The 22,224-nt window shown below is 71.7% G+C and carries 20 protein-coding genes; 13 read left to right on the top strand and 7 right to left on the bottom strand.

The features are described from left to right. Window positions 1-135: 135 nt before the first annotated feature. Window positions 136-1,812 carry an RNA polymerase sigma factor gene (locus ACFHVL_RS21890; RefSeq protein WP_416630270.1) on the bottom strand — a complete coding sequence of 559 codons (1,677 nt, stop codon included), beginning with the start codon at window positions 1,810-1,812 and terminating at the stop codon, window positions 136-138. A 294-nt stretch (window positions 1,813-2,106) separates the two neighbouring features. On the opposite strand from ACFHVL_RS21890, the gene ACFHVL_RS21885 reads away from it, so the two are divergent. After that, window positions 2,107-2,922, top strand: a complete 816-nt coding sequence (locus tag ACFHVL_RS21885; protein WP_416630269.1) for an inositol monophosphatase family protein — start codon at window positions 2,107-2,109, stop codon at window positions 2,920-2,922. A 106-nt stretch (window positions 2,923-3,028) separates the two neighbouring features. Here ACFHVL_RS21885 and ACFHVL_RS21880 read toward each other — a convergent pair whose 3' ends face one another. Next, the gene (locus ACFHVL_RS21880) at window positions 3,029-3,559 is read right to left on the bottom strand and encodes a LytR C-terminal domain-containing protein (protein ID WP_416630267.1); all 531 of its coding nucleotides are present in this window, start codon (window positions 3,557-3,559) and stop codon (window positions 3,029-3,031) included. Between the two features lie 417 nt (window positions 3,560-3,976). Here ACFHVL_RS21880 and ACFHVL_RS21875 point away from each other — a divergent pair, with 417 nt between their 5' ends. Together ACFHVL_RS21875 and ACFHVL_RS21870 are read left to right on the top strand one after the other, a co-directional pair. Continuing rightward, complete coding sequence (locus ACFHVL_RS21875) at window positions 3,977-4,273, top strand: DUF4193 domain-containing protein (protein WP_123600728.1); 297 nt, start codon at window positions 3,977-3,979, stop codon at window positions 4,271-4,273. Between the two features lie 114 nt (window positions 4,274-4,387). Then, on the top strand, window positions 4,388-5,260 hold the full coding sequence (locus ACFHVL_RS21870) for a hypothetical protein (protein WP_416630308.1): 873 nt from the start codon (window positions 4,388-4,390) through the stop codon (window positions 5,258-5,260). On the opposite strand, the gene ACFHVL_RS21865 is transcribed toward ACFHVL_RS21870, so the two are convergent. After that, the gene (locus ACFHVL_RS21865; protein WP_416630266.1) at window positions 5,261-5,782 is read right to left on the bottom strand and encodes a DUF3093 domain-containing protein; all 522 of its coding nucleotides are present in this window, start codon (window positions 5,780-5,782) and stop codon (window positions 5,261-5,263) included. Window positions 5,783-5,850: 68 nt separating this feature from the next. Here ACFHVL_RS21865 and dut point away from each other — a divergent pair, with 68 nt between their 5' ends. From dut to ACFHVL_RS21845, 4 genes are all read left to right on the top strand, one after another. Next, window positions 5,851-6,393: a dUTP diphosphatase gene (dut, locus tag ACFHVL_RS21860; protein WP_416630264.1), complete on the top strand. Its 543-nt coding sequence runs from the start codon at window positions 5,851-5,853 to the stop codon at window positions 6,391-6,393. A gap of 70 nt (window positions 6,394-6,463) precedes the next feature. Continuing rightward, window positions 6,464-7,108 (top strand): DUF3710 domain-containing protein, encoded by a 645-nt coding sequence (locus ACFHVL_RS21855; RefSeq protein ID WP_416630262.1) that lies wholly within the window; start codon window positions 6,464-6,466, stop codon window positions 7,106-7,108. Window positions 7,109-7,233: 125 nt separating this feature from the next. Beyond that, window positions 7,234-7,614, top strand: coding sequence for an OB-fold nucleic acid binding domain-containing protein (locus tag ACFHVL_RS21850; protein WP_416630260.1), 381 nt, complete (start codon window positions 7,234-7,236; stop codon window positions 7,612-7,614). A 46-nt stretch (window positions 7,615-7,660) separates the two neighbouring features. Beyond that, window positions 7,661-8,416 carry a DUF3159 domain-containing protein gene (locus ACFHVL_RS21845; protein WP_416630258.1) on the top strand — a complete coding sequence of 252 codons (756 nt, stop codon included), beginning with the start codon at window positions 7,661-7,663 and terminating at the stop codon, window positions 8,414-8,416. Window positions 8,417-8,438: 22 nt separating this feature from the next. Here ACFHVL_RS21845 and ACFHVL_RS21840 read toward each other — a convergent pair whose 3' ends face one another. Both ACFHVL_RS21840 and ACFHVL_RS21835 read right to left on the bottom strand, forming a co-directional pair. Further along, window positions 8,439-9,140 (bottom strand): potassium channel family protein, encoded by a 702-nt coding sequence (locus tag ACFHVL_RS21840; protein WP_416630256.1) that lies wholly within the window; start codon window positions 9,138-9,140, stop codon window positions 8,439-8,441. A gap of 1 nt (window position 9,141) precedes the next feature. Next, a complete protein-coding gene (locus tag ACFHVL_RS21835; protein ID WP_416630254.1) occupies window positions 9,142-9,807 on the bottom strand; it encodes a potassium channel family protein in 666 nt (221 codons plus the stop codon). 175 nt (window positions 9,808-9,982) lie between these two features. Here ACFHVL_RS21835 and ACFHVL_RS21830 point away from each other — a divergent pair, with 175 nt between their 5' ends. The 6 genes from ACFHVL_RS21830 to ACFHVL_RS21805 all read left to right on the top strand — a co-directional run bounded on the left by ACFHVL_RS21830 (window position 9,983) and on the right by ACFHVL_RS21805 (window position 18,710). Next, window positions 9,983-12,025 (top strand): APC family permease, encoded by a 2,043-nt coding sequence (locus tag ACFHVL_RS21830; protein WP_416630253.1) that lies wholly within the window; start codon window positions 9,983-9,985, stop codon window positions 12,023-12,025. After that, window positions 12,022-13,281, top strand: coding sequence for a class I SAM-dependent RNA methyltransferase (locus tag ACFHVL_RS21825; RefSeq protein ID WP_416630251.1), 1,260 nt, complete (start codon window positions 12,022-12,024; stop codon window positions 13,279-13,281). Before ACFHVL_RS21830 ends, ACFHVL_RS21825 begins: the two co-directional genes overlap by 4 nt. A gap of 64 nt (window positions 13,282-13,345) precedes the next feature. Continuing rightward, window positions 13,346-15,427 (top strand): 1-deoxy-D-xylulose-5-phosphate synthase, encoded by a 2,082-nt coding sequence (gene dxs, locus ACFHVL_RS21820; RefSeq protein ID WP_416630250.1) that lies wholly within the window; start codon window positions 13,346-13,348, stop codon window positions 15,425-15,427. Between the two features lie 14 nt (window positions 15,428-15,441). After that, on the top strand, window positions 15,442-16,638 hold the full coding sequence (locus tag ACFHVL_RS21815; RefSeq protein WP_416630248.1) for a hypothetical protein: 1,197 nt from the start codon (window positions 15,442-15,444) through the stop codon (window positions 16,636-16,638). 81 nt (window positions 16,639-16,719) lie between these two features. Continuing rightward, complete coding sequence (locus ACFHVL_RS21810) at window positions 16,720-17,412, top strand: response regulator transcription factor (protein ID WP_416630246.1); 693 nt, start codon at window positions 16,720-16,722, stop codon at window positions 17,410-17,412. 107 nt (window positions 17,413-17,519) lie between these two features. Beyond that, entirely contained in the window at window positions 17,520-18,710 is a 1,191-nt protein-coding gene (locus ACFHVL_RS21805; protein WP_416630307.1) for a sensor histidine kinase, read from the top strand. A gap of 112 nt (window positions 18,711-18,822) precedes the next feature. Here the strand turns inward: ACFHVL_RS21805 and ACFHVL_RS21800 are convergent, their stop codons facing one another. After that, on the bottom strand, window positions 18,823-20,892 hold the full coding sequence (locus ACFHVL_RS21800; RefSeq protein WP_416630245.1) for a 3-hydroxyacyl-CoA dehydrogenase NAD-binding domain-containing protein: 2,070 nt from the start codon (window positions 20,890-20,892) through the stop codon (window positions 18,823-18,825). After that, on the bottom strand, window positions 20,892-22,112 hold the full coding sequence (locus tag ACFHVL_RS21795; protein ID WP_416630244.1) for a thiolase family protein: 1,221 nt from the start codon (window positions 22,110-22,112) through the stop codon (window positions 20,892-20,894). The genes ACFHVL_RS21800 and ACFHVL_RS21795 overlap by 1 nt, the downstream gene beginning before the upstream one ends. Window positions 22,113-22,224 lie beyond the last annotated feature (112 nt).

Genomic DNA, 22,224 nt, shown 5'->3' with positions numbered 1-22,224 from the left:
GGCTCACACCTGTTAGCAACAGTGTGCCGTGCACCAAGGGTGCCACGTCAACGATCACCGCCGAGTAAAGCCGCGATGACCTGGGTTTGATGGACGCCAAGTGATCAAAGTTACACATTGGGTTGAACAATCCGGTCAATCCAGGTAGTCCCGGAGGACCTGCGACCGTGACGGGTGTCGCAACTTGGACATGGTCTTGGACTCGATCTGCCGGATCCGCTCCCGGGTGACGCCGTAGACCTGTCCGATTTCGTCGAGCGTGCGCGGCTGTCCGTCGGTGAGACCGAATCGCAACCTCACGACGCCGGCCTCGCGCTCCGACAGCGTCTGCAGCACCTGCTGCAACTGGTCCTGCAGCAGCGAGAAGGAGACCGCGTCCACCGCCACCACGGCCTCGGAGTCCTCGATGAAGTCACCGAGCTGGCTGTCGCCCTCGTCGCCGATGGTCTGATCCAGCGAGATGGGCTCCCGGGCGTACTGCTGGATCTCCAGCACCTTCTCCGGTGTGATGTCCATCTCCTTGGCCAGCTCCTCGGGCGTGGGCTCCCGGCCCAGGTCCTGTAGCAGCTCGCGTTGGATGCGCCCCAGCTTGTTGATCACTTCGACCATGTGCACCGGGATGCGGATGGTGCGGGCCTGGTCGGCCATGGCGCGGGTGATGGCCTGGCGGATCCACCAGGTGGCGTAGGTGGAGAACTTGTAGCCCTTGGTGTAGTCGAACTTCTCGACCGCGCGGATCAGGCCGAGGTTGCCTTCCTGGATGAGGTCGAGGAAGGCCATCCCCCGCCCGGTGTAACGCTTGGCCAACGACACCACCAGCCGCAGGTTCGCCTCCAGCAGGTGGTTCTTGGCGCGTTCCCCGTCCCGGGAGATCCACCCCAGATCCCGGGTCAGCTGGATGGCCATCTTCTGGTCGCTCTCGTCGGCGGCCCGAAGTCGCTCGGCGGCGTACAGCCCGGCTTCGATCCGCTTGGCGAGCTCGACCTCCTGCTCGGCGTTGAGCAGCGGGACCTTGCCGATCTGCTTGAGGTACGCCCGGACCGAGTCCGCCGACGCGGTCAGTTCGGCGTCGCGGCGGGCCTGCTTGAGCGCCTCGGACTCCTCGTCGTCCCACTCGAAGTCGTTGTCCCGGGTGGCATCAACCTCGGCGGCCCGAGCGAGCTCGACCGGCTCCTCGACCACGACGTCCTCGATCTCGGCGGCCAGCGTCTCGGGATCGATCTCCTCGTCCCCGGTCGCGGGTGCCTCGCCGTCCTTGCCGGTGGCCTTGGTCGCCTTGGCCGGTGCCTTGCCGGCCGCCGCCTTGGTCGCTGGGCCGGCGGCCTTGCCCGGCGTGCCGGCCCCCGCCGGACGTGCCCTGGTGGCCTTGGCCGCCGGAGTCTCCGGTGCCGCGCCGTTCTGCGGCGCGGTCGGCACCGCCGCGGTGGTGGCCTTGCGGGTGGTCGCCTTCTTCGCCGGCACGGCCACCGTCGCGGCGGCCGGGGCCGCCGCCTCGTCCGGGGCCGGCGCCTGCTTCGGCGTGGCGGGCGTGCGACGGGCGGTCTTGGCGGTCGTGGCCTTGGACGCCGGGGTGGCGGCCCGCGCCGCCGTGACCCGTCGTCGGGTGCTGGCCGAGCCGTCCACCACCACGGTGATGCCGGCGTCGGCGAGCGCCCGCAGGATCTTCTTTGCCTGGGCCGGGGTCACCTCGGCGGACTCGACCGTCCGTGCGACCTCGGCCGACGTGAGCTGACCACCCGCCCGTTCGGCATGTGCGATCAGGGTGTCGGTTAGCGAGCGTACGTCGGCGCCGGTGTGGCGGAGTTCTGTCACGAATGACCTTCCGGAGGCGATGATCGAGCACGGCCGGACCGGCCACCGCAGCGCGGAGCGACGTGCCGGTTGTGATTGTGTGACCCCCGTGACGCTACATCGGCCGGGCCGGTGAACCGTGACACGAGGGCAGGCGTGAATTGTAACGCCGTTTGCGGGGATCATCCCGCCACGTGCGCGCCGCCGCCGGTCGGGGCCACCGACATGGGCCGAACGTAGACTTTGACAGGATGTTACCCCTGCCGTACGGGTGATTGTCCCTGACCACCCGGCTGATGGGCGACAGGGGGGGGCATGACTGAGCAGGAACCGGATCCGGCCGAGCTGATGAAGATCGCGGTCGAGGTGGCGCGAGAGGCGGCACGCACCGCGGGCGAGATGCGACTGGCCGGGGTCTCCGGGCTGGCGACCAAGAGCACCGCCACCGACGTGGTGACCGCCGCCGACCGCGCCGTCGAGCGTCAGGTCGTCGCGGCGCTGCGTGAACTGCGTCCGGACGACGCCGTGCTGGGAGAGGAGTACGGCGACGCGGTGCCGGCGGCACCGGCCCGGGTGCGCTGGATCCTCGACCCGATCGACGGCACGGTGAACTACCTGTACGGGCTGCCGAACTACGCCGTGTCGCTGGCGGCGGAGGTGAACGGCCGGGTGGTCGCCGGGGTGGTGCGAAACGCCGCCACCGGGGCGGAATGGACCGCCACCGTCGGCGGCGGCGCGTTTCGCGACGGCGAGCGACTGCACGGGTCGGCCCAGACCGACCTGGCGCAGGCCCTGGTCGCCACGGGGTTCGGCTACGACGCGGCCCGGCGGGTGCACCAGGCGCGGGTGCTCGTGGGCCTGATGTCGAAGGTACGGGACATCCGCCGATTCGGAGCAGCGGCGCTGGATCTCTGTCTGGCTGCCGAAGGGCAGGTCGACGTCTACTACGAGAAAGGCCTGAACCTGTGGGACCACGCGGCCGGTGGCCTGGTGGCCGCAGAGGCCGGCCTGCTGGTCACCGGGTTGGGCGCCGCGCCGGTCGGGTCGGACATGGTGGTGGCCGCACCCCCGGCGCTGTTCCCGGCCCTGCAGGAGCAGCTGATCAGGCTGGACGCCGCCGGTGGGCCGTGACCACAGTCGGGCGGCCGTGACCGCGGCCGGTGGGCCGTGACCGCGACCCGGGATCACCCGCCCGGCCCGGGATCACCGGGCCGGGCGGCTACTGTGGGCCGGGCGGCTACTGTGGGGCGGCGCAGGTCTGTGGCGGAAGCACCGGCTTGCCGAGGGCGGCCAGCGACTGGTTGACCTCGGTCGTGGTGGCCAACTGACGGAACCCGTTGCCGATCACCACATCGATGATGTCGTCCTCCCGGGCCGGGTCGTACTCCGTCGCGGCCTGGTCGAGGAAGTAGGCCCGCATCAGGTGGGCCGAGCCGACTCCCTTCGGCCCGTACCGCAGCACGGCCACGTCGTCGATCCGGCGGCCCTCCGGGTCGTTCGCGGCTTCCTCGATCTGGAAGTTGCGGTTGCCCAGGTCGCCGCCGACGTTCCCGGCGAGTCCGCTGGTGTCGGTGGCGTTGTAGACGTTGAGTCGGACGTCCTTCGCCTCGCGGAGCCGGACGTCGGCCAGCGCCCATCCGTCCGGGCAGGACACGACCGTGTCGGTGCCGCCCTGACTGTCCCGGACCATCGCGACGACGACGAAGACCAGGGCGAAGACGACCAGAACGCCGACCACGACGAGCGCTCGTACGCGCGCAAAGCTCATGAGATGGCCCCCTGCGAAGGTGTGGCGGTGCCGGGCGTCGGCACGCCTCACCGGTGACTACCGAGTATGCCGCCGAGGTTAGCGGTTGTCCGTTCGGCGCGGGAAACAGCTCCTCGTGCCGGCGCGCCGACGATGATCGGCCGGTGCCTACCCCTATCTTCGTGTCGCCTGAGTCACATTGGGAACAAGTTCCGGCGTCTGGGCGTACATCAAACCCACAAGGGCGGTATACATGCGTCGGCCAAGGAAGGGTAAGGTACCGCGCTCGCGGGGGGAGTTTCCTGCGGCAGCCACGAACCGGCACAAAACGGCACGATTGCCGGGGTTGTGGTCCCACAAGGGCCCGCATGGGAACCGAATCACCGTCGTCCGGCGTTATCACCGGAAGCGACTGAACCGATACGGGAGAGTGAACCGATGGCCACCGACTACGACGCACCGCGTCGCGACGAGGTCGACCTCGGCGAGGACAGCCTGGAGGAGCTCAAGGCACGGCGCGTCGACTCACAGTCGGGCGCCGTGGACGTGGACGAAGCCGAGGTGGCTGAGAGCTTCGAGCTGCCCGGTGCCGACCTGGCGGACGAGGAACTGACGGTCAAGGTGCTGCCGATGCAGTCGGACGAGTTCCGCTGCGCGCGCTGCTTCCTGGTCCATCACCGCAGTCAGCTCGCCGTCGAGCGCAACAACGAGCTGATCTGTCGCGAGTGCACCTGACGATCAACAGGGGGAACGAGGGGGGGAGGCGGCGACCTCGGCAACGAGGTCGCCGCAGTCGCCGTGCGTGACCCGACTGCGCGGCACACCGAGACCTGGTTGACTCGAACGGGCATGCTCATCACCTCCGACGGGAGGCACCCCTTGACCCACCCGGATCCCGACCGCGCCGGCACCGGCGAGCGAGCGGCAGCGCCATGTCCCGACGGGCCCGCTGAACTGGCTGCGGACCGGTTCGAGGTCACGGTGGCCGAGCTCACCGGGGACGGGGTCGATCCTGGACGGCGGCGGCACCTGCTGGCCAGACTCGTCGCGCAACTGCGGGGGCGCGGGGTGGGCGAGTTGTTCAAACCGGCGGGGGCGATGCGCTGGCTGGTGCAGGCGGTCACCGACGTCGCCCCGTACGTCCCGATCCGCGACCTGGACACCTTACGCCGCCACCATCGCGGCCTCGACGACGAGGCGCTGGCCGAGCGGCTGATCCGCAACGCGGCCCGGGTGAGCGCCGGCGTCGGCGCCGCCGGCGGCGGCGTCTCCGCCGTGCAGTGGGCGGCCACTCCGACCCTGCTGACCGCACCGGTCCTACTCGCGGCCGAGACCGTGGCCGTGGTCGCCGTCGAGCTCAAGCTGGTCGGCGAACTGCATCAGCTGTACGGCGTGCCGGTGCCGGGCACCGGCGCCGAACGTGCCATGAACATGATCCATTCCTGGGCGAGTCAGCGGGGGGTGAACCCGGTGGTGCCCGGAGTCGGCGTGGGCGCGGTGCTCGGCACCGCCGCCCGCCGCGAGCTCGGCGAGCTGCTACTGCGCCGGTTCGGGCGAAACCTGACCACTCTCGGGCCGTTCCTGACCGGTGCCGCGGTGGCCAGCTACCTCAACCGGCGGGCGACCAGGGCACTCGCCGACCGGGTGCGGGCCGACCTGCGTACCCAACGTCGGGCCCTGGGCCTGATGCATCCGCCGCAGCCGCCGGCGATCGGTCCCTGATCAGCCGGCCGGCGCGGTGGGGCCGACGGACGCCTGGTCGCGGGCCCGGAGGATCTCGGCGGCGAGTCGCTGCGGATCGCGGGTGCTGACCACCCAGTACGGCGTGGGGTCGGCCGGGTCGTCGAGGACGATCTGGACGGCACCGGGAATCCACGGGCGCTGGATAACGAACGCCAGCGGGTCGGCTGCCACCCCGAGCAGCTCCCGGCGCCCCTGCGCGTCCAGGGCGACGACCTCGGCGACGAAGCGCAGCGGCAACCGGGCGTCGTCGACCTGCAGCTCGTCGAGGGTCACCCGGACGGGAATCCGGCCCAGCCACCACAGGCCCACCGCGGTCACCGGCGGCAGCACGGTGAACGGCAGCCAGGCGCGTACGCCTGCCGTGCCCATCCAGACCTCGGCGGCCAGGAACGCCGCGAGCCCCAGCGTGGCCGCCCACAACCACCACGGCAGCCGGAGCCGCTCCCGGTACAGCGGGGCGGGCCGGTACGGTGTGTCGCGTTCAGTGGAAGCGGAAGCCACGCTGTCCGAGGGTACGGTCAGCGTCGCGGCGGGTGTCCGGCAGGCTGCCCGAACGAAGAGGGGGAGTCGTGGCCGACACGGTACGGGTGCTGGTGCGCCAGCTCGATCCGGGATTGCCGTTGCCCGCCTACGCCCACCCGGGCGACGCCGGGGCCGACCTGTTCGCCGCCGAGGACGCCGAGTTGGCGCCGGGCGCGCGGGCGCTGCTGCGGACCGGGGTGGCGATCGCGCTGCCGGCCGGTCACGTCGGGCTGGTGCATCCGCGGTCCGGCCTGGCGACCAGGTTGGGTGTGACGGTGTTGAACGCGCCCGGTACGGTCGACGCCGGCTACCGGGGCGAGATCCTGGTGAACCTGATCAACCACGACGGGGCGCGGTCGGCGAAGATCTCCCGAGGTGACCGGATCGCCCAACTTGTGATACAACGCGTCGAAGAAGCAGAGTTTTGCGCTGTCGACGAGTTGCCTGACTCGGTACGGGGTTCAGCCGGTCACGGTTCGACCGGCGGTCACACCGGTCTGGTCGCGGCGGAGCTGGTCCCGCCGCCGGACGGCGCGGTCGCCGTGCCCGGCCAGCCCGACCCGGCCCCGGGCGGGCCGGCAGCCCGCTGACAGCCCATACTCCGCTGGTACCCGGCCAGACTGGCCGTACCAGCGACAGCGCACACGGAAGGTTGGCAACGTGGTCTTCTCCCGCGGCCGCGGGCGCGGCCGGCACTCCAGGAACGAGCAGGCCGAACTCGACACGAACGAGGCGGCGGCTGCCTTGGAACCGTCGGTCGGCCCGTACGACGTGACCGTGGCCCCGCCCGGCGTCCGCCGGCTCGATCTGGGCAGCCTGCAGATTCCCGCGATCGAGGGGGTCGAGGTCCGGGTGCAGGCCAACCCCGAAGGGGTGATCCAACAGGTCGTCCTCGCCAACCGGGGCAGCGCGCTGCAGCTCGGTGTCTTCGCGGCACCCCGCAGCGCGGACATCTGGGACGAGGTACGCGCCGAGATCGCCGAGTCGCTGCGCCGCGACGGCGCCACCGTGCAGGAGGTCGCCGGTGAGTACGGGCCGGAACTGATCGCCCAGGTGCGGACCCCGGACGGCCACACCGACCTCAGGTTCGTCGGGGTGGACGGCCCCCGCTGGATGGTCCGCGGCCTCTACCAGGGGCTGGCCGCCACCCAGCCGGAGGCGGCCGGACCGCTCGCGGACGTGCTGCACGGACTCGTGGTCGATCGCGGCCAGGACGCCAAGCCGGTACGCGAGCCGCTGCCACTGCGCCTGCCCCGGGAGGTCGCCGAACAGGCCGGTCGCCCACCCGAGGCCGGGACTCGGTAACACCTGCCCGCGCGACGCGCTCTGCTGTTCAGCCGGGCTCCGGCACGGCGTACCCTTGGACGGGACCTGCTCGAAGACGGTGGGTCCGGGTGGCACCAGCGGCACCGGGGGAGGGACAGCCGGTCATGGCGATCGATGAGCACCGTCCGTCGCTGCGCCGGTTCCTACGCCGGCTGGCGGCGACCGAGGACGAGCTCGACGCCGAGCAACTTCAGCGGGAGAGCGCCGAGTGCGGCTCCGTCCCCGCCGGGCAGTGTCACCGCGGCGAGGTGGTGTCGGTGTCCGGCCGGCTGCGTACCGTCGTCTACTGCCCGCGCACCAACCTGCCGACCCTCGAAGCCGACCTGTACGACGGCAGCGACGTCGTCACCCTGGTCTGGCTGGGTCGCCGGCGGATCGCCGGCATCGAGCCCGGCCGCCAGCTGACCGCTCGTGGCCGGGTCGCGGTCCGCGACGACCGTAAGGTGATCTACAACCCGCACTACGAGTTGGAAACTCACCGGTGAGCTGGTCGGCGACGGCCGGTGCCGCCGAAGACGAAAGACGGTGCCGATGACCCCTGGCCAGCCAGAAACCACCACCGGCGCGCCGCAGCGCGCCGGTGACCCGCGATGGACCGACCAGTCCGGGGCGACCAGCGCCACCCCCGGGGCACCCGACGACGACGAGGAACGTCTGCCGAGCATCACCGAGCAGATGGCCGAGCAGCTCGGCGGTTGGCGCGGACTCGTCGAGTCCAGTGTGCCGATCGCGGTCTTCGTCGTCTGCAACGTCATCTGGGCCCTGACGGTCGCCCTCTGGGCCGCCGTCGGGGTGGCCGTCGGTATCGCCGTGGTCCGCCTGCTGCAACGGCGTCCGATCCGGCACGCGGTAAACGGACTGTTCGGCATCGGCATCGGCGCGCTGCTCGCCTGGCGCACCGGCGATGAGCGCGACTTCTACCTGCCCGGCATCCTCTACGGCATCGGCTACGGGCTGGCGTTGCTCGGTTCGGTGGTGATCCGCCAGCCGCTGGTCGGCTGGATCTGGTCGGTGCTCGCCGCCGGCGGGCGGTCCGAGTGGCGCACCGACCCGGTACTGATCCGTACCTTCAACCGGCTCACCGTGCTGTGGGGCGTGGTGTGGTTGCTCAAGGTCGGCGTGCAGGCCGGTTTCTACGTGGCGTCGATGGGGACCGCGCTCGGTGTGTCGCGGTTGCTGCTGGGCTACCCGCCGTACGCGCTGCTGCTGGCGATCACCATCTGGGTGGTGCGTCGGGTCAACCGGCAGCGCGACGACGCCCCTCCGCTGCTGGCCACCTCGGCCTGACGGGGCCCGAGGCCGGCGGCGCTCACTCCTGCGGCTGACCGGCCCGCCGGGTGCGCTCCACGCTGTCGGCACCCAGGACCACCGTTCGTACGTCGTCCTCGACCTCCGCCGTGCAGACGAAGACGAGTTCGTCGCCCGGCTCGAGCGGATCGTCCGGGCCAGGGACCAGCACCCGTTTGCCCCGTACGATCGCCACCAGGGCGGAGTCGCGCGGCAACGGCACCGTGTGCACGGCGTGCCCCACGTGTGGGGCGTCGGCCGGCAAGGTGATCTCCACGAGGTTCGCCTCGCCCTGACGGAAGGTCATCAACCTGACCAGGTCCCCGACGGTGACGGCCTCCTCGACCAGCGCCGCCATCACCCGCGGCTTGCTGACCGCGACGTCGACGCCCCACTGTTCGGTGAACAACCACTCGTTCTCGGCCCGGTTCACCCGGGCCACCACCCGGGGGACGCTGAACTCCGTCTTGGCCAGCAGCGACACCACCAGGTTGACCTTGTCGTCGCCGGTGGCGGCCACCACCACGTCGAAAGTGGCCAGCTCGGCGTCTTCCAGGCTGGCGACCTCGCAGGCGTCGGCCAGGATCCAGGTGGCCTCCGGCACCCGCTCGGCCAGGACCATCGCCGGATTTCGTTCGAAGAGCGTCACCTGATGACCGTTGCCGATCAGCTCCTGTGCGATGGACCGGCCGACGTTGCCGGCACCCGCGATGGCGACCCGCATGTCAGCGTGCTCCTTCCGGCAGGCTGCTGGCCCGCAGCGTCACCGCGTCCGCGATGTCGTCGGTGACCAGCATGAACACCTGATCGCCCTCCTGTAGCACCGTCGTCGCGCTCGGCAGCGTGCCGATCCCGAACCGCATCAGGTACGCGGCCCGGGTGCCGACGACGCTCTCCAACGCCTTGAGCGGGCGGCCGACCCACTCGCGGTGCAACGGCACCTCGATGATCGACACCGTGCTGGTCGGATCGCGGAAGATCTCCACGTTGCCCTCGGGGATCAGATGCCGCAGCATCCGGTCGGCCGCCCAGCGCACCGTCGCCACCGTCGGAATGCCCAGACGTTCGTAGACCTCGGCCCGGCGCTGGTCGTAGATGCGGGCGGCGACCCGGGAGACGCCGTACGTCTCGCGGGCCAGCCGGGCCGAGATGATGTTCGAGTTGTCGCCGCTGGAGACCGCCGCGAACGCGTCCGCCCGCTCGATCCCGGCTGACTGCAGCACCTCCCGGTCGAAACCGGTGCCGGTGACCGTCACGCCGGCGAAGTCGGCCGGTAGCCGGCGGAACGAGTTGGGGTCCTGGTCGATCACCGCCACCGAGTGGCCACGGTCCTGCAGGTTGTGTGCCAGGGTGGACCCGACTCGGCCACAACCCATGATCACGACGTGCACCTGAAGCCTCCCGCAGGGCGATGCGTCGGGTACGTGCCAAGCTGGACACGCGCTGGCCTGCCAGCCTGCCACGTCGCGGCTGGTTGCCGCCGCCGACCGTACCGCGCGGGTGCCCGGGGCGCGTGATCAGCCACCCGGATTCACCGGCCGGCGGGCCGCCGTACCCTTAGCGGTTGTGGCCAGTCCCACCTCCCTGATCAAACGCCTGCTGCTGGGCCGGCCCTTTCGGTCCGACCGGTTGCAGAACACCCTGCTGCCCAAGCGGGTGGCGCTGCCGGTGTTCTCCTCCGACGCGCTGTCGTCGGTCGCGTACGCGCCGGACGAGATCCTGCTGACGCTCTCCATCGCTGGCGCCGCCTCGTTCGCCTACTCGCCGTGGGTGACCCTCGCGGTCGCCGTGGTCATGGTCACCGTGGTGGCCAGTTACCGGCAGACCGTGCACGCCTACCCGTCCGGCGGCGGGGACTACGAGGTGGCCAGCGTCAACCTCGGTCCACGGTTCGGCGTCGGCGTGGCCAGCGCGCTGCTGATCGACTATGTGCTGACCGTCGCCGTCTCGGTCGCCGCCGGGGTGGCGAACCTCGGCTCGGTGGTGCCGTTCGTCGCCGACCACAAGGTCGTGGTGGCGGTCGCCGCGATCGTCGCACTCACCGCGCTCAATCTGCGCGGCGTACGCGAGTCGGGGCGGATGTTCGCCGTCCCCACGTACGGGTTCATCATCGTGATCAGCGCGGTGATCGCCACCGGCCTGATCCGGATCTTCGTCCTCGGCCACGATCTGCGGGCCCCCAGCGCGGACCTGGTGGTCAGCGCCGAGTGGGTCGACATGACCGGCTTCGCGATGGCGTTCCTGCTGCTGCGCGCCTTCTCGTCGGGCTGCGCCGCGCTGACCGGGGTGGAGGCGATCTCCAACGGCGTACCGGCGTTCAAACCGCCGAAGAGTCGCAACGCCGCCACCACGCTGCTGCTGCTCGGCTCCCTGTCGGTGACCATGATCGCCGGGATCATCTGGTTGGCCCAGGCCACCGGGCTGCAGTTCGTGGAGGACCCGGCCGTGCAGATCGAATCCGGGCCGGCCGGGTACGTACAGAAGACCGTGGTGGCCCAGCTGGGTGAGACGGTCTTCGGTCCCGGCGTGCTGCTGTTCCTGGTCGCCGGGGTGACCGCGTTGATCCTGTTCCTCGCCGCGAACACCGCGTTCAGCGGCTTCCCGGTGCTCGGGTCGATCCTCGCCCAGGACCGCTACCTGCCGCGCCAGTTGCACACCCGGGGTGACCGGCTGGCGTTCAGCAACGGCATTCTGTTCCTGGCCGCCTTCGCGATCGTGCTGATGGTCGTGCTGCAGGCCGAACTGACCCGGCTGATCCAGCTCTACATCGTCGGGGTGTTCGTGTCGTTCACGCTGTCGCAGGCGGGCATGCTGCGGCACTGGAACCGGCGGTTGAGCACCGAACGTGATCCGGCCGTACGCCGCCGGATGCACCGTTCCCGGGCGATCAACGGCTTCGGCATGACGCTGACCGGCGCGGTACTGGTCGTGGTGCTGGTCACCAAGTTCGCCCTCGGTGCCTGGATCGCCATCGCCGCGATGTCGGTCGTCTACGCCCTGATGCAGGCGATCCGGCGGCACTACGACACGATCGCCCGGGAGCTGACGCCGGCCGAGGGCCGACCGGTGCTGCCGGCCCGTAACCACGCGATCGTGCTGGTCAGCAAGGTGCACCTGCCGACGCTGCGGGCGGTGGCGTACGCGCAGGCCACCCGGCCCGACACGCTGGCCGCGCTAACGGTACGGGTGGACGACGCGGACACCCGCGCCGTGCAGGCCGAGTGGGACCGCCGTGGCCTGCCGGTGCCGTTGACCGTGGTCGACTCGCCGTACCGCGAGATCACCCGGCCGATCATCGACTACGTCAAGTCGGTGCGCCGCGACGCGCCACGCGACGTGGTCACCGTCTTCATTCCCGAGTACGTCGTCGGCCACTGGTGGGAGAACCTGTTGCACAATCAGAGCGCGTTGCGGCTCAAGGGCCGTCTGCTGTTCGAGCCCGGGGTGATGGTGACCAGTGTGCCGTGGCAGTTGGCGTCGAGCGCCAACCGGAACCTGGCCCGCTACGACGAGTCACTCAGCCGGGGCCCGGCCCGTGGCCCCCGGCCGGTGCCCGACGACACCCGGGACCCCGCCGACGCCGTCGGGACCGAGCGGGGTGAGCCGTGACGGCCGCGGCGGGGCCGCTGGCCGAAGGCGACCGCACGACGGTGCGGGTCGGCGCGGTGGCACACGGCGGGCACTGCGTGGCCAGAGTGGACGGGCAGGTGGTCTTCGTCCGGCACGCGCTGCCGGACGAGGTAGTCACCGTCGAGATCACCGAGGTCCACCGGGGCTTCCTGCGCGGCGACGCGGTGGCGGTGCTGGAGCCCGCGCCCGAGCGGGTCACCCCACCCTGCCGGTACGCCGGCCCGGACCGCTGCGGCGGCTGCGACCTGCAACACGTCGGCGTCGCCGGTCAGCTGGCCTGGAAGGAGTCGGTGGTCCGCGAGCAGCTGCTGCGGCTCGGCGGACTGAGCGCGGCGCAGGTCGACGCGCTCGGCGTACAGGTCCGGGCGCTGCCCGGTGGGCCGCTCGGCTGGCGGACCCGGGTGCGGTACGCGGTGGACGCCGCCGACCGGGCGGGGCTGCTCAAGCACCGCTCCCACGAGGTCGTCCCGGTGGACCGCTGCCTGATCGCCCACCCGGCCATCCAGCAACTGCCGGTGCTGCCGCCGGCCGGCGGGCGCTGGCCCGGCGTCGACGCGGTGGAAGTGGTCGCCTCCGGCACCGGTGACGTCGTCGTCACCGCGCTGCCCGGCCCGACGGCCGATACCCGGGTGACCGCCGCCGCCGACGCCCAGCTGACCCAGGTCGCGGCCGGTCGGCGTTTCGAGTTGCCGACCACGGCGTTCTGGCAGGTGCATCCGGCGGCGGCGGACACCCTCGTCGACGCCGTACTGGAGTTGCTGGATCCGGCACCGGGGGAGTCGGCGTGGGACCTCTACAGCGGCGCCGGCCTGTTCGCCGCGGCGATCGCCGGCCGGACCGGTCCCACCGGCCGGATCACCTCGGTCGAGTCGGCCGGACCAGGGGTGGCCGCCGCCCGACGTAACCTGGCCGACCTGGCGCAGGTCGAGGTGGTCGCGGCCCGGGTGGAGCAGGCGCTCGCCCGGCGGCGGATCACCGGTCCGGTCGACCTGGTGGTGCTCGATCCGCCACGGGCCGGCGCGGGCGCCCGGGTGGTCACCGCGATCGCCGCCGCGGCCCGCCGGGCTGTCGCCTACGTCGCCTGCGATCCGGCCGCGCTCGCCCGTGACGTGCGTACCTTCCGGGAACTCGGCTGGACGTTGGCACAGCTGCGCGGCTACGACTGCTTTCCGATGACCCAGCATGTCGAATGTGTGGCCCTGTTCACCCCACCTGACCCACCGGCTGAGCAGTGACCGCCCTGGGTTCGGCCGGGCTGCGCGACGGCGCGTTCCCGATAGACTCACCGGTCATGGGCGGATGTCGCGCGCAGGCCGGAGCGCGCACCGCCGCCGGGACGGACGCTCCGCGCCGGATGAGGGCGCGCGGGGCAGTTGGGAGCGAAAGTTGAGCCAGGCAGAGGCAGGAGCCGACGGCCGTTTGCTGGCCACCGTACGCACTCCGCAGGACGTCAAGCGGCTCTCCGCCGAGGAGCTGACGCTACTGGCCGCGGAGATCCGTGACTTTCTGGTGGCCAAGGTCTCCCGTACCGGCGGGCACCTGGGGCCCAACCTCGGGGTGGTGGAGTTGACCATCGCCATGCACCGGGTCTTCGACTCGCCCCGGGACCGATTCCTGTTCGACACCGGTCATCAGGCGTACGTGCACAAGATCCTCACCGGCCGGCAGGCGGCGTTCGACCAGCTCCGCCAGCGCGGTGGACTTTCCGGTTACCCGAGTCAGGCCGAGAGCGAACACGACCTGATCGAGAACTCGCACGCGTCCACCGCTCTGTCCTACGCCGACGGTCTGGCCAAGGCGTACGCGTTGCGGGGTGAGGCGCGCAGCGTGGTCGCGGTGGTCGGCGACGGTGCGTTGACCGGCGGCATGTGCTGGGAGGCACTGAACAACATCGCCGGGGCCCGTAACCCGCTGGTCGTGGTGGTCAACGACAACGGCCGGTCGTACGCGCCGACCATCGGCGGACTGGCCGACCACCTGGCCGCGTTGCGCCTCAACCCGGGCTACGAGAAGGTCCTCGACCTGGTCAAGGAGTCGCTCGGGGCGACGCCGCTGGTGGGCCGGCCGATGTACGAGGTGCTGCACGCGGTCAAGCGCGGCATCAAGGACGCGGTCGCCCCGCAGACCATGTTCGAGGATCTCGGGATCAAGTACGTCGGCCCGATCGATGGGCACGACCTCGCCGCGGTCGAGTCGGCGCTGCACCGGGCCAAGACCTTCGGCGCCCCGGTGATCGTGCACGTCGTCACCCGCAAGGGGTACGGCTACCGGCCGGCCGAGGACGACGAGGCCGACTGCCTGCACGGTCCGAGCAGCGCGTTCGACGTGGCGACCGGCAAGCTGCTGGCCGCGCCGGCGGTGAAGTGGACCCACGTCTTCGCCGACGAGCTGGTGGCGATCGCCGACGAGCGCCCCGACGTCGTCGGGATCACCGCGGCGATGGCCGAGCCGACCGGGATCGCCTCGCTGGCCCGCAAGTACCCGCAGCGGGTCTACGACGTCGGCATCGCCGAGCAGCATGCCACCACGTCGGCCGCCGGGCTGGCGATGGGCGGGCTGCATCCGGTGGTGGCGGTCTACGCGACCTTCCTGAACCGGGCGTTCGATCAGGTGCTGCTGGACGTGGCGATGCACAAGCTGCCGGTGACCTTCGTGCTGGACCGGGCCGGGGTGACCGGGCCGGACGGGCCCAGTCACTACGGCATCTGGGACATGTCGGTCTTCGGGGTGGTACCGGGGCTGCGGATCGCCGCCCCCCGTGACGCCGCCACCCTGCGCGAGGAGCTGCGCGAGGCGGTCGCCGTCGACGACGGCCCGACCGTGGTGCGGTTCCCGACCGGGTCGGTCGCGGCCGACCTGCCGGCGGTACGCCGGGTCGGCGCGGTGGACGTGCTGACCGAGTCCGACCGCGCCGACGTGCTGCTGGTCGCCGTCGGCGCGTTCGGCAAGTTGGGCGTCGACGTGGCCGCCCGGGTCGCCGAGCAGGGCTACGGGGTGACCGTGGTGGACCCGCGCTGGGTCCGACCGGTCGCCGCCGAGCTGGTCGACCTCGCCGCCGGGCACCGACTGGTGGTCACCGTCGAGGACGGGGTACGCACCGGCGGCGTCGGTGATGCCATCGCCAAGGCGCTGCGCGACGCCGATGTGCCGGTGCCGCTGCGGGATCTCGGCGTACCGGCCGACTGGCATCCGCACGGCAGCCGGGCGCAGATCCTCGCCGACCTGCGGCTGACCGCGCAGGACGTGGCGCGCGACATCACCGGCTGGATCTCCGGCCTGGACGATCCGGCTGACGCCCCGACGGCCGACGCCGGCCTAGGCGGTGACAGTGTCACCGGTGACGGCCGTAACGGCCGCCGGGCCGGCACCGGCCGCAACTGACGGCGTTCCGGGCGGTGCGGCCGGCACCGACCGCCGCCGCGCCGCCGCCCGCGCACCCGGAGCCGGTCCGGCTCGACGCCACCCGCTTCGTACGGTCGTTCGTCGACGGTGACCAGTTGTTCGTGGTCGACCGGGCGGGCGGGGCCGTAGCCGGGGACACCCTCGCCGCCTACCGGCTGCCGTCCGGAGAACGACAGTGGCGGATACCGGTTCCGGTCGACCCGCTCGGGCTACGCCGTGGCCAGTTCGGCCATCGGTTCGCCGGGGACAGCTTGTTGATCAGCTCCTTGGACTCGACAGGGGTGGTGCGTACCGTCGCGGTCGGCACCGGCGACGGGAGGCTGCGCTGGCGGGCCGACGGTCAGGTGATCGGAGTCAGCACCGACGGTGCGGTGGTCCTGCGGGGGATGGATGCCGTCGTCGGCACCGGGCAGTCTCCGGAAGCGGGCGACGGGCTCTGGCTGCGAGCGGTCGAGGCCGATTCCGGACAGCCGCGCTGGTACGCGCCCGCAGCGGGTGGATTCGACGTCGTTCGGTGGGTCGACGGGCGGCTGGCGCAGGTGATCCAGGTGGACCCGCAGCGACAGGTGCGGGTCCTCGACGCGGCGACCGGCCGGGCGGTGGCGGCCGGCGCCCTACCGGCCAGGCTCGCGCCCGAGTACGGCTGGGCGGCGCACGATCTGCTGGTGCTGACGGCCGGGGGGTCGGTGACCGCCGTCGAACTCGACGGGCTGGCGGCGCGGTGGTCGGTACTGGCACCCCGGGTCAGCTACGTGATCGCGTGTGGTGCGCTGATCTGCCTCAACGATGCCGAGCAAGGGATGTGGGCGCTGGACCCCGCCGACGGCGCCACCCGGTGGGCCCACGGGGACAGGTACGCGGTCGAAAGCTCGGGGCCCTACCTGCTGACCGCACCCGGTCGGGACGAGCCGTCCAGTCATCGCATCGTCGTGGACCCGGCGACCGGCGAACAGGTAGCCCCCGGCAGCGGTCGATGGTCGGTGCTCGCCGTCGATGCTGACGGCTGGCTGGCTCAGTGGTCCGACCCCGGTGCGGCCGAGGCATGGGTGGCCAGGATCACCGCCGACGGGTCGACTCCGAGGGTGCTGCTGCACCTACGCGAGGGCGTAGCAGCGTGCCAGGCGGGCCCGGCGGCGGTGGTCTGCCGGCGCGCCGACGGCAGTCTCGGCATCTGGGCGCTGCCCGACTAGTTTTGGCATCGGCCCTGCTGCTTCACGCAGGTTTAACGCCGCGCTGCGCAGGGTGTGAGCGGGCGATGACAGGAGGGCGCCGTGCGGGTGCTGGTGGTCGAGGACGAACGCAACCTCGCCGACGCGATCGTCCGTGGATTGCGTCGACAGGGGATGGCGGTGGACGTCGCCTACGACGGCTCCGCCGGGCACGAGATGGCGTTCGTGACCCGCTACGACGTGGTGGTGCTCGACCGGGACCTGCCCGGCGTGCACGGCGATCAGATCTGCGCCGACCTGGTCAGCTCCGGAGCACTGACCCGGGTGCTGATGCTCACCGCCAGCGGCACCGTCGCCGACCGGGTCGAAGGGCTGCAGCTCGGCGCCGACGACTATCTGCCGAAGCCGTTCGCGTTCACCGAGCTGGTCGCCCGGGTGCAGGCGTTGGGCCGGCGGGCCACCCCACCGGCACCACCGGTGTTGGCCGTCGGCAACCTGACCGTGGATCCGGCCCGGCGGGTCGCCGCCCGGGCCGGTGTGCCGGTCGATCTGACCCGTAAGGAGTTCGGTGTGCTGGAGGAGCTGGTCAAGGCCCGTGGCGCGGTGGTGTCCAGCGAGGAGCTGCTGGAGCGGGTCTGGGACGCCAACACGGATCCGTTCACCACGACCGTACGGGTGACGGTCATGACGCTGCGCCGCAAGCTCGGCGATCCGCCGCTGATCGAGACGGTGGTCGGGGCGGGCTACCGGGTGACCGGCCCGGAGCTGCCTGCCGGGGCCGAGGCGCACCGGTGACCCGGGCGGCTGCTCCCGGCCCGGCGGGCGGCGGCCCGGCCGCGGGGAAGGGCCCGGTGGTGGAGCCGGGCGACGAGCGGGCCGGCTGGCGGCAACTCCGGCTCGGGTTGCGCTCGCCACGGCCGACGCTGCGGCTGCGACTCACCCTGTTCAACGGGGTACTGCTGGTCGGTGCGTTGTCGGCGTTCGTGTTGTTGGCCTGGCTGCTGGTGACCGATGCGTTGCGCCCGGCCGAGCAGCTCGCGCCGGGCACGGTCGTGGTGCTCACCGACGGGCGTCAGCTCGACGCCGCGGTCTGGCAGGACCAGATCGCCGACCAGGCGTCCGGCGAGTTGTTGGCGAAGTCGCTGGTCGCCCTGATCGCGATCAGCGCGGTCGGGGTACTCGGCGCGTACGCGGTGGTCGGCCGGGCGCTGCGTCCGCTGCAGCAGGTGACGTCGATCGCCCGCCGGCTGGGCGAGCAGACGCTGGACCAGCGGATCCGCTATGCCGGTGCCGGCGACGAGGTGGCGGAGCTGGCGGCGACCTTCGACGGCATGCTGGATCGGCTCAGCACGGCGTTCGAGGCACAGAAGCGGTTCGTCGCGAACGCGTCGCACGAGCTGCGGACCCCGCTCGCGGTGATGCGGACCGAGATCGACGTGACGATGGGTGACGACACCGCCGACCTGGCCGAGTACCGGCGGATGGCCACTGTGGTGCGCGACGCCTCGCAGCGGGCCAACGGGCTGGTCGACGCGCTGCTGGTGCTGGCCAGCAGTGAGGCGCAGTCCGGCCGGCGGCTGGTCCGCAAGGTGCCCAGTGACCTGAGTGACGGGGTGTGTGCGGCGTTGTCGGCGATGCAGGGGGAGACGCGCCGGCTCAAGCTGGACGTGCGTACCGCTCTGGATTCGGCGATGGTGACCGGCGACCCGAGCCTGCTCGACCGGTTGGCCGGCAATCTGATTGAGAACGCGGTGCGCTACAACCATCTGCACGGTCGGCTGTGGGCGCGGACCGGCAGCCACGGATCCCATGTGTACCTGCTGGTCGGCAACAGCGGGTTCGAGGTGGAACAGGCCGACGTGCCCGGGTTGTTCGAGCCGTTCCGCCGGGGCGGTCGGGAACGGACCGGCGCGAAGGGCTCCGGGCTCGGGTTGTCGATCGTGCGGGCGGTGGCCGACGCGCATGGCGGGACGGTGTCGGCGGTCGCCCAACCGGGCGGCGGCCTGGAGGTGACGGTGACTCTCCCGGCGGCGGACGACGTGCCGGGACCACCCGGTGAGCAGGCCGGTCCACGGGCGGTCCGCGCCGGCTGAGTCGACCGCTGAGCGACTCCTCAGCGACCGCTGCCCCACGACGGGTGGTCGTGGGGCAGCGGGCAGTGCGGCGGCGGACCGGGGTGTGGGCCGTGCCGGACAGCGGGGGTGCTCAGGCCGGCGGGCTGGCCACGCCGGGCGGCAGGAAGCGGCGGCCGGTCACCCGTTCGGCGGTGCCGGTGCGGTCCAGGTACGGCGTGATGCCGCCCAGGTGGAACGGCCAGCCGGCGCCGAGAATCAGGCACAGGTCGATGTCCTGCGGCTCGGCGACGACGCCCTCGTCGAGCATCAGCCGGATCTCCTGGGCCAACGCGTCGAGGGCCCGCTGGCGGACCTGCTCGGCGGTCAGCGGCGCGGCTCCGACCTCGAGCAGCTTGCCGATCTCCGGGTTGACGTCGTCGTCGACGATCAGCGGCTGGCCGGATTCGGCGATCCGGCGCAGGTTGTCGCTGACCGTGAACCGGTCCGGGAAGGCGGCGTGCAGCGTACCGGCGACGTGGTGGGCGACCGGCGGGCCGACCAGCTGCAACAGGGCCAGCGGCCGCATCGGCAGACCGAGCGGATCCATCGCGGCGTCGGCGGTCTCCACCGGGGTGCCGGCGTCCACCGCGGCGAAGACCTCGCCGAGGAAGCGGGTCAGCAGTCGGTTGACCACGAACGCCGGGGCGTCCGACACCAGTACGCAGGACTTGCGCAGCTGCTTGCCGACGGCGAACGCGGTGGCGAGGGTGGCGTCGTCGGTCTGTTCGCCCCGGACGATCTCCAGCAGCGGCAGCACCGCGACCGGGTTGAAGAAGTGGAAGCCGACGACCCGTTGCGGGTGGGTCAGTTCGGCGGCCATCTCGGTGACCGACAGCGACGACGTGTTGGTGGCCAGGATCGCCTCCGGGCTGACGATCGCCTCGACCTCGGCCCAGACGTGCTTCTTGACCTTGAGGTCCTCGAAGACGGCTTCGATGACGAAGTCGGCGTCGGCGAAGACGCTCTTGTCGACCGATCCGCTGACCAGGGCGAGCAGCTTCGCGGCGGTGCCGGTGTCCATCCGGCCCTTGCCGACCTGCTTCTCGATCTCGGCGTGCACGTAGCCCAGGCCGGCGTCGACCCGGGACTGGTCGAGGTCGGTGAGGACCACCGGCACCTGCAGTCGCCGGGCGAACAGCAGCGCCAGTTGGGAGGCCATCAGGCCGGCACCGACGATGCCGACCTTGGTCACCGGTCGGGCCAGGTCCGCCGACGGGGCGCCGGCCGGCCGCTTGGCGCGCCGCTGCACCAGGTCGAACGCGTACAGCCCGCTGCGCAGCTCCGGCGAGACGATCAGGTCGGCCAGGGCCTCGACCTCGGCGGCGGCCCCGTCGGCGAACGGGGTCTCCTTGGCCAGCGCGAGCAGGTCCAGCGCCCGGTACGCGGACGGCACGGCACCGTGCAGCCGTTGGTCGAGCTGGTGGCGGGCGAAGTAGAGCACGCCGTCCCACATCTCCCGGTCGATCTCCGGGCGGGTGACGGTGACGTCGCCGCGGACCACCCCGGCGGCCCACTCCAGGGAGAGTTCCAGGAAGTCCGCCGGTTCCAGCAGGATGTCCGCGATGCCCAGCTCAGCGGCCTGCTTCGGCTTGAGCATCTTGTTCTGCGTCAGCGGGTTCTGGATGATCACCTGGGCGGCGGCGGGGATGCCGATCAGGTTCGGCAGTAGCTGGGTGCCGCCCCAGCCGGGCACCAGGCCCAGTGACACCTCGGGCAGGGCGAGCGCGGCGGCGCCGCCGGACAGCGTCCGGTAGTGGCAGTGCAGGGCCAGTTCGAGGCCGCCGCCCATCGCGGCACCGTTGACGAAGGCGAACGTCGGCACGGCGGCGTCGCGCAACCGGGCGAAGACCCGGTGCCCCATCCGGCCGATCTCCAGGCCCTGCTCCCGGTTGGTGACCAGCGGCATCGCGGTCAGGTCGGCACCGACGCAGAAGACGTACGGTTTGCCGGTCACCGCGACGAACGCCGGCTCGCCGGCCAGCGCCTCGGTGATCGCCGCGTTCAGGCTGGCGAGTCCGGCCGGGCCGAGGGTGTTCGGTTTGCGGTGGTCCAGGCCGTTGTCCAGGGTGATCAGCGCGGCCGGCCGGTCAAGGCCGGGTACGTTCACCTGTCGGACCAGGGCCTTGGTGACCACCTCGTTGGGGTTGTCCAGCGCCGTCATCAGCCCTCTTCTCCCTGCTGCGCCGTGGTGCCCGCGCCGGTCCAGGCCGGGTTTTCCCAGATCACCGAGCCGCCCATGCCGATGCCGATGCACATCGCGGTGAGCCCGTAGCGCACCTGCGGGTTCTCGGCGAACTGCCGGGCCAGTTGGGTCATCAGCCGTACGCCGGAGGAGGCCAGCGGGTGTCCGATGGCGATGGCACCGCCCCACTGGTTGACCCGGGGGTCGTCGTCGGCGATGCCGAAGTGGTCGAGGAAGGCCAGCACCTGGACGGCGAAGGCCTCGTTGAGCTCGAACAGGCCGATGTCGTCGATGCCGAGGCCGGCCAGCCGTAGCGCCTTTTCGGTGGACGGGATCGGGCCGACGCCCATCACCTCCGGCTCGACGCCGACGAAGCCGTACGAGACCATCCGCATCGCCACCGGAAGGCCCAGCTCGCGGGCGACGTCCTCGGCGGCGAGCAGGCTGGCGGTGGCGCCGTCGTTGAGCCCGGCGGCGTTTCCGGCGGTGACCCGACCGTGTGGTCGGAACGGCGTCTTGAGGGTGGCCAGCTTCTCCAGCGAGGTCTCCCGGGGAGCCTCGTCGACGGTGGCCAACCCCCAGCCGGTCTCCGGGTCGCGGACCGCCACCGACACCAGGTCGGGCTGCAGCTTGCCGTTGGCGTACGCCTTGGCGGTCTTGACCTGGGAGGCGAGCGCGAAGGCGTCGGTGCGCGCCCGGGTGACGCCGGGCAGCCGGTCGTGCAGGTTCTCTGCTGTCGCTCCCATGATCAGGGCGGACGGGTCGACCAGCTTCTCGGCGAGGATGCGGGGGTTGGGGTCGACGCCCTCGCCCATCGGGTGGCGGCCCATGTGCTCGACGCCGCCGGCGACGGCGATGTCGTAGGCACCCATCGCGATGCCACCGGCCACCGAGGTGACCGCGGTCATCGCGCCGGCGCACATCCGGTCGATGGCGAAGCCGGGCACCGTCCTGGGCAGGCCGGCCAGCAGGGCGGCGGTGCGCCCGATGGTGAGGCCCTGGTCACCGGTCTGGGTGGTGGCCGCGATGGCGACCTCTTCGACCCGGTCGGCGGGTAGCTGCGGGTTGCGCCGCAACAGCTCCCGGATGCAGCGGATGACGAGGTCGTCGGCGCGGGTGTGGGCGTACATCCCGCCGGCTTTGCCGAACGGGGTGCGGACGCCGTCGACGAAGACGACATCCCGGACTTCACGCGGCACGATGGGCCTCCTAGCCGGCCTGGGAAACGCGGGGCAGACCCTATGCTACTTGTCGGTAACTAGCGTCGACGGCCGGACTCGGTGTGGCCCGGGCCACACCGAGTCCATGCCG

This window comes from Micromonospora sp. LOL_023 (genome assembly GCF_048060115.1).
In the GTDB taxonomy this organism is placed as follows: Bacteria; Actinomycetota; Actinomycetes; order Mycobacteriales; family Micromonosporaceae; genus Micromonospora_E.
Note: the sequence above shows the minus strand (reverse complement) of the source record. Positions and strands in the feature narration are given on the sequence as shown.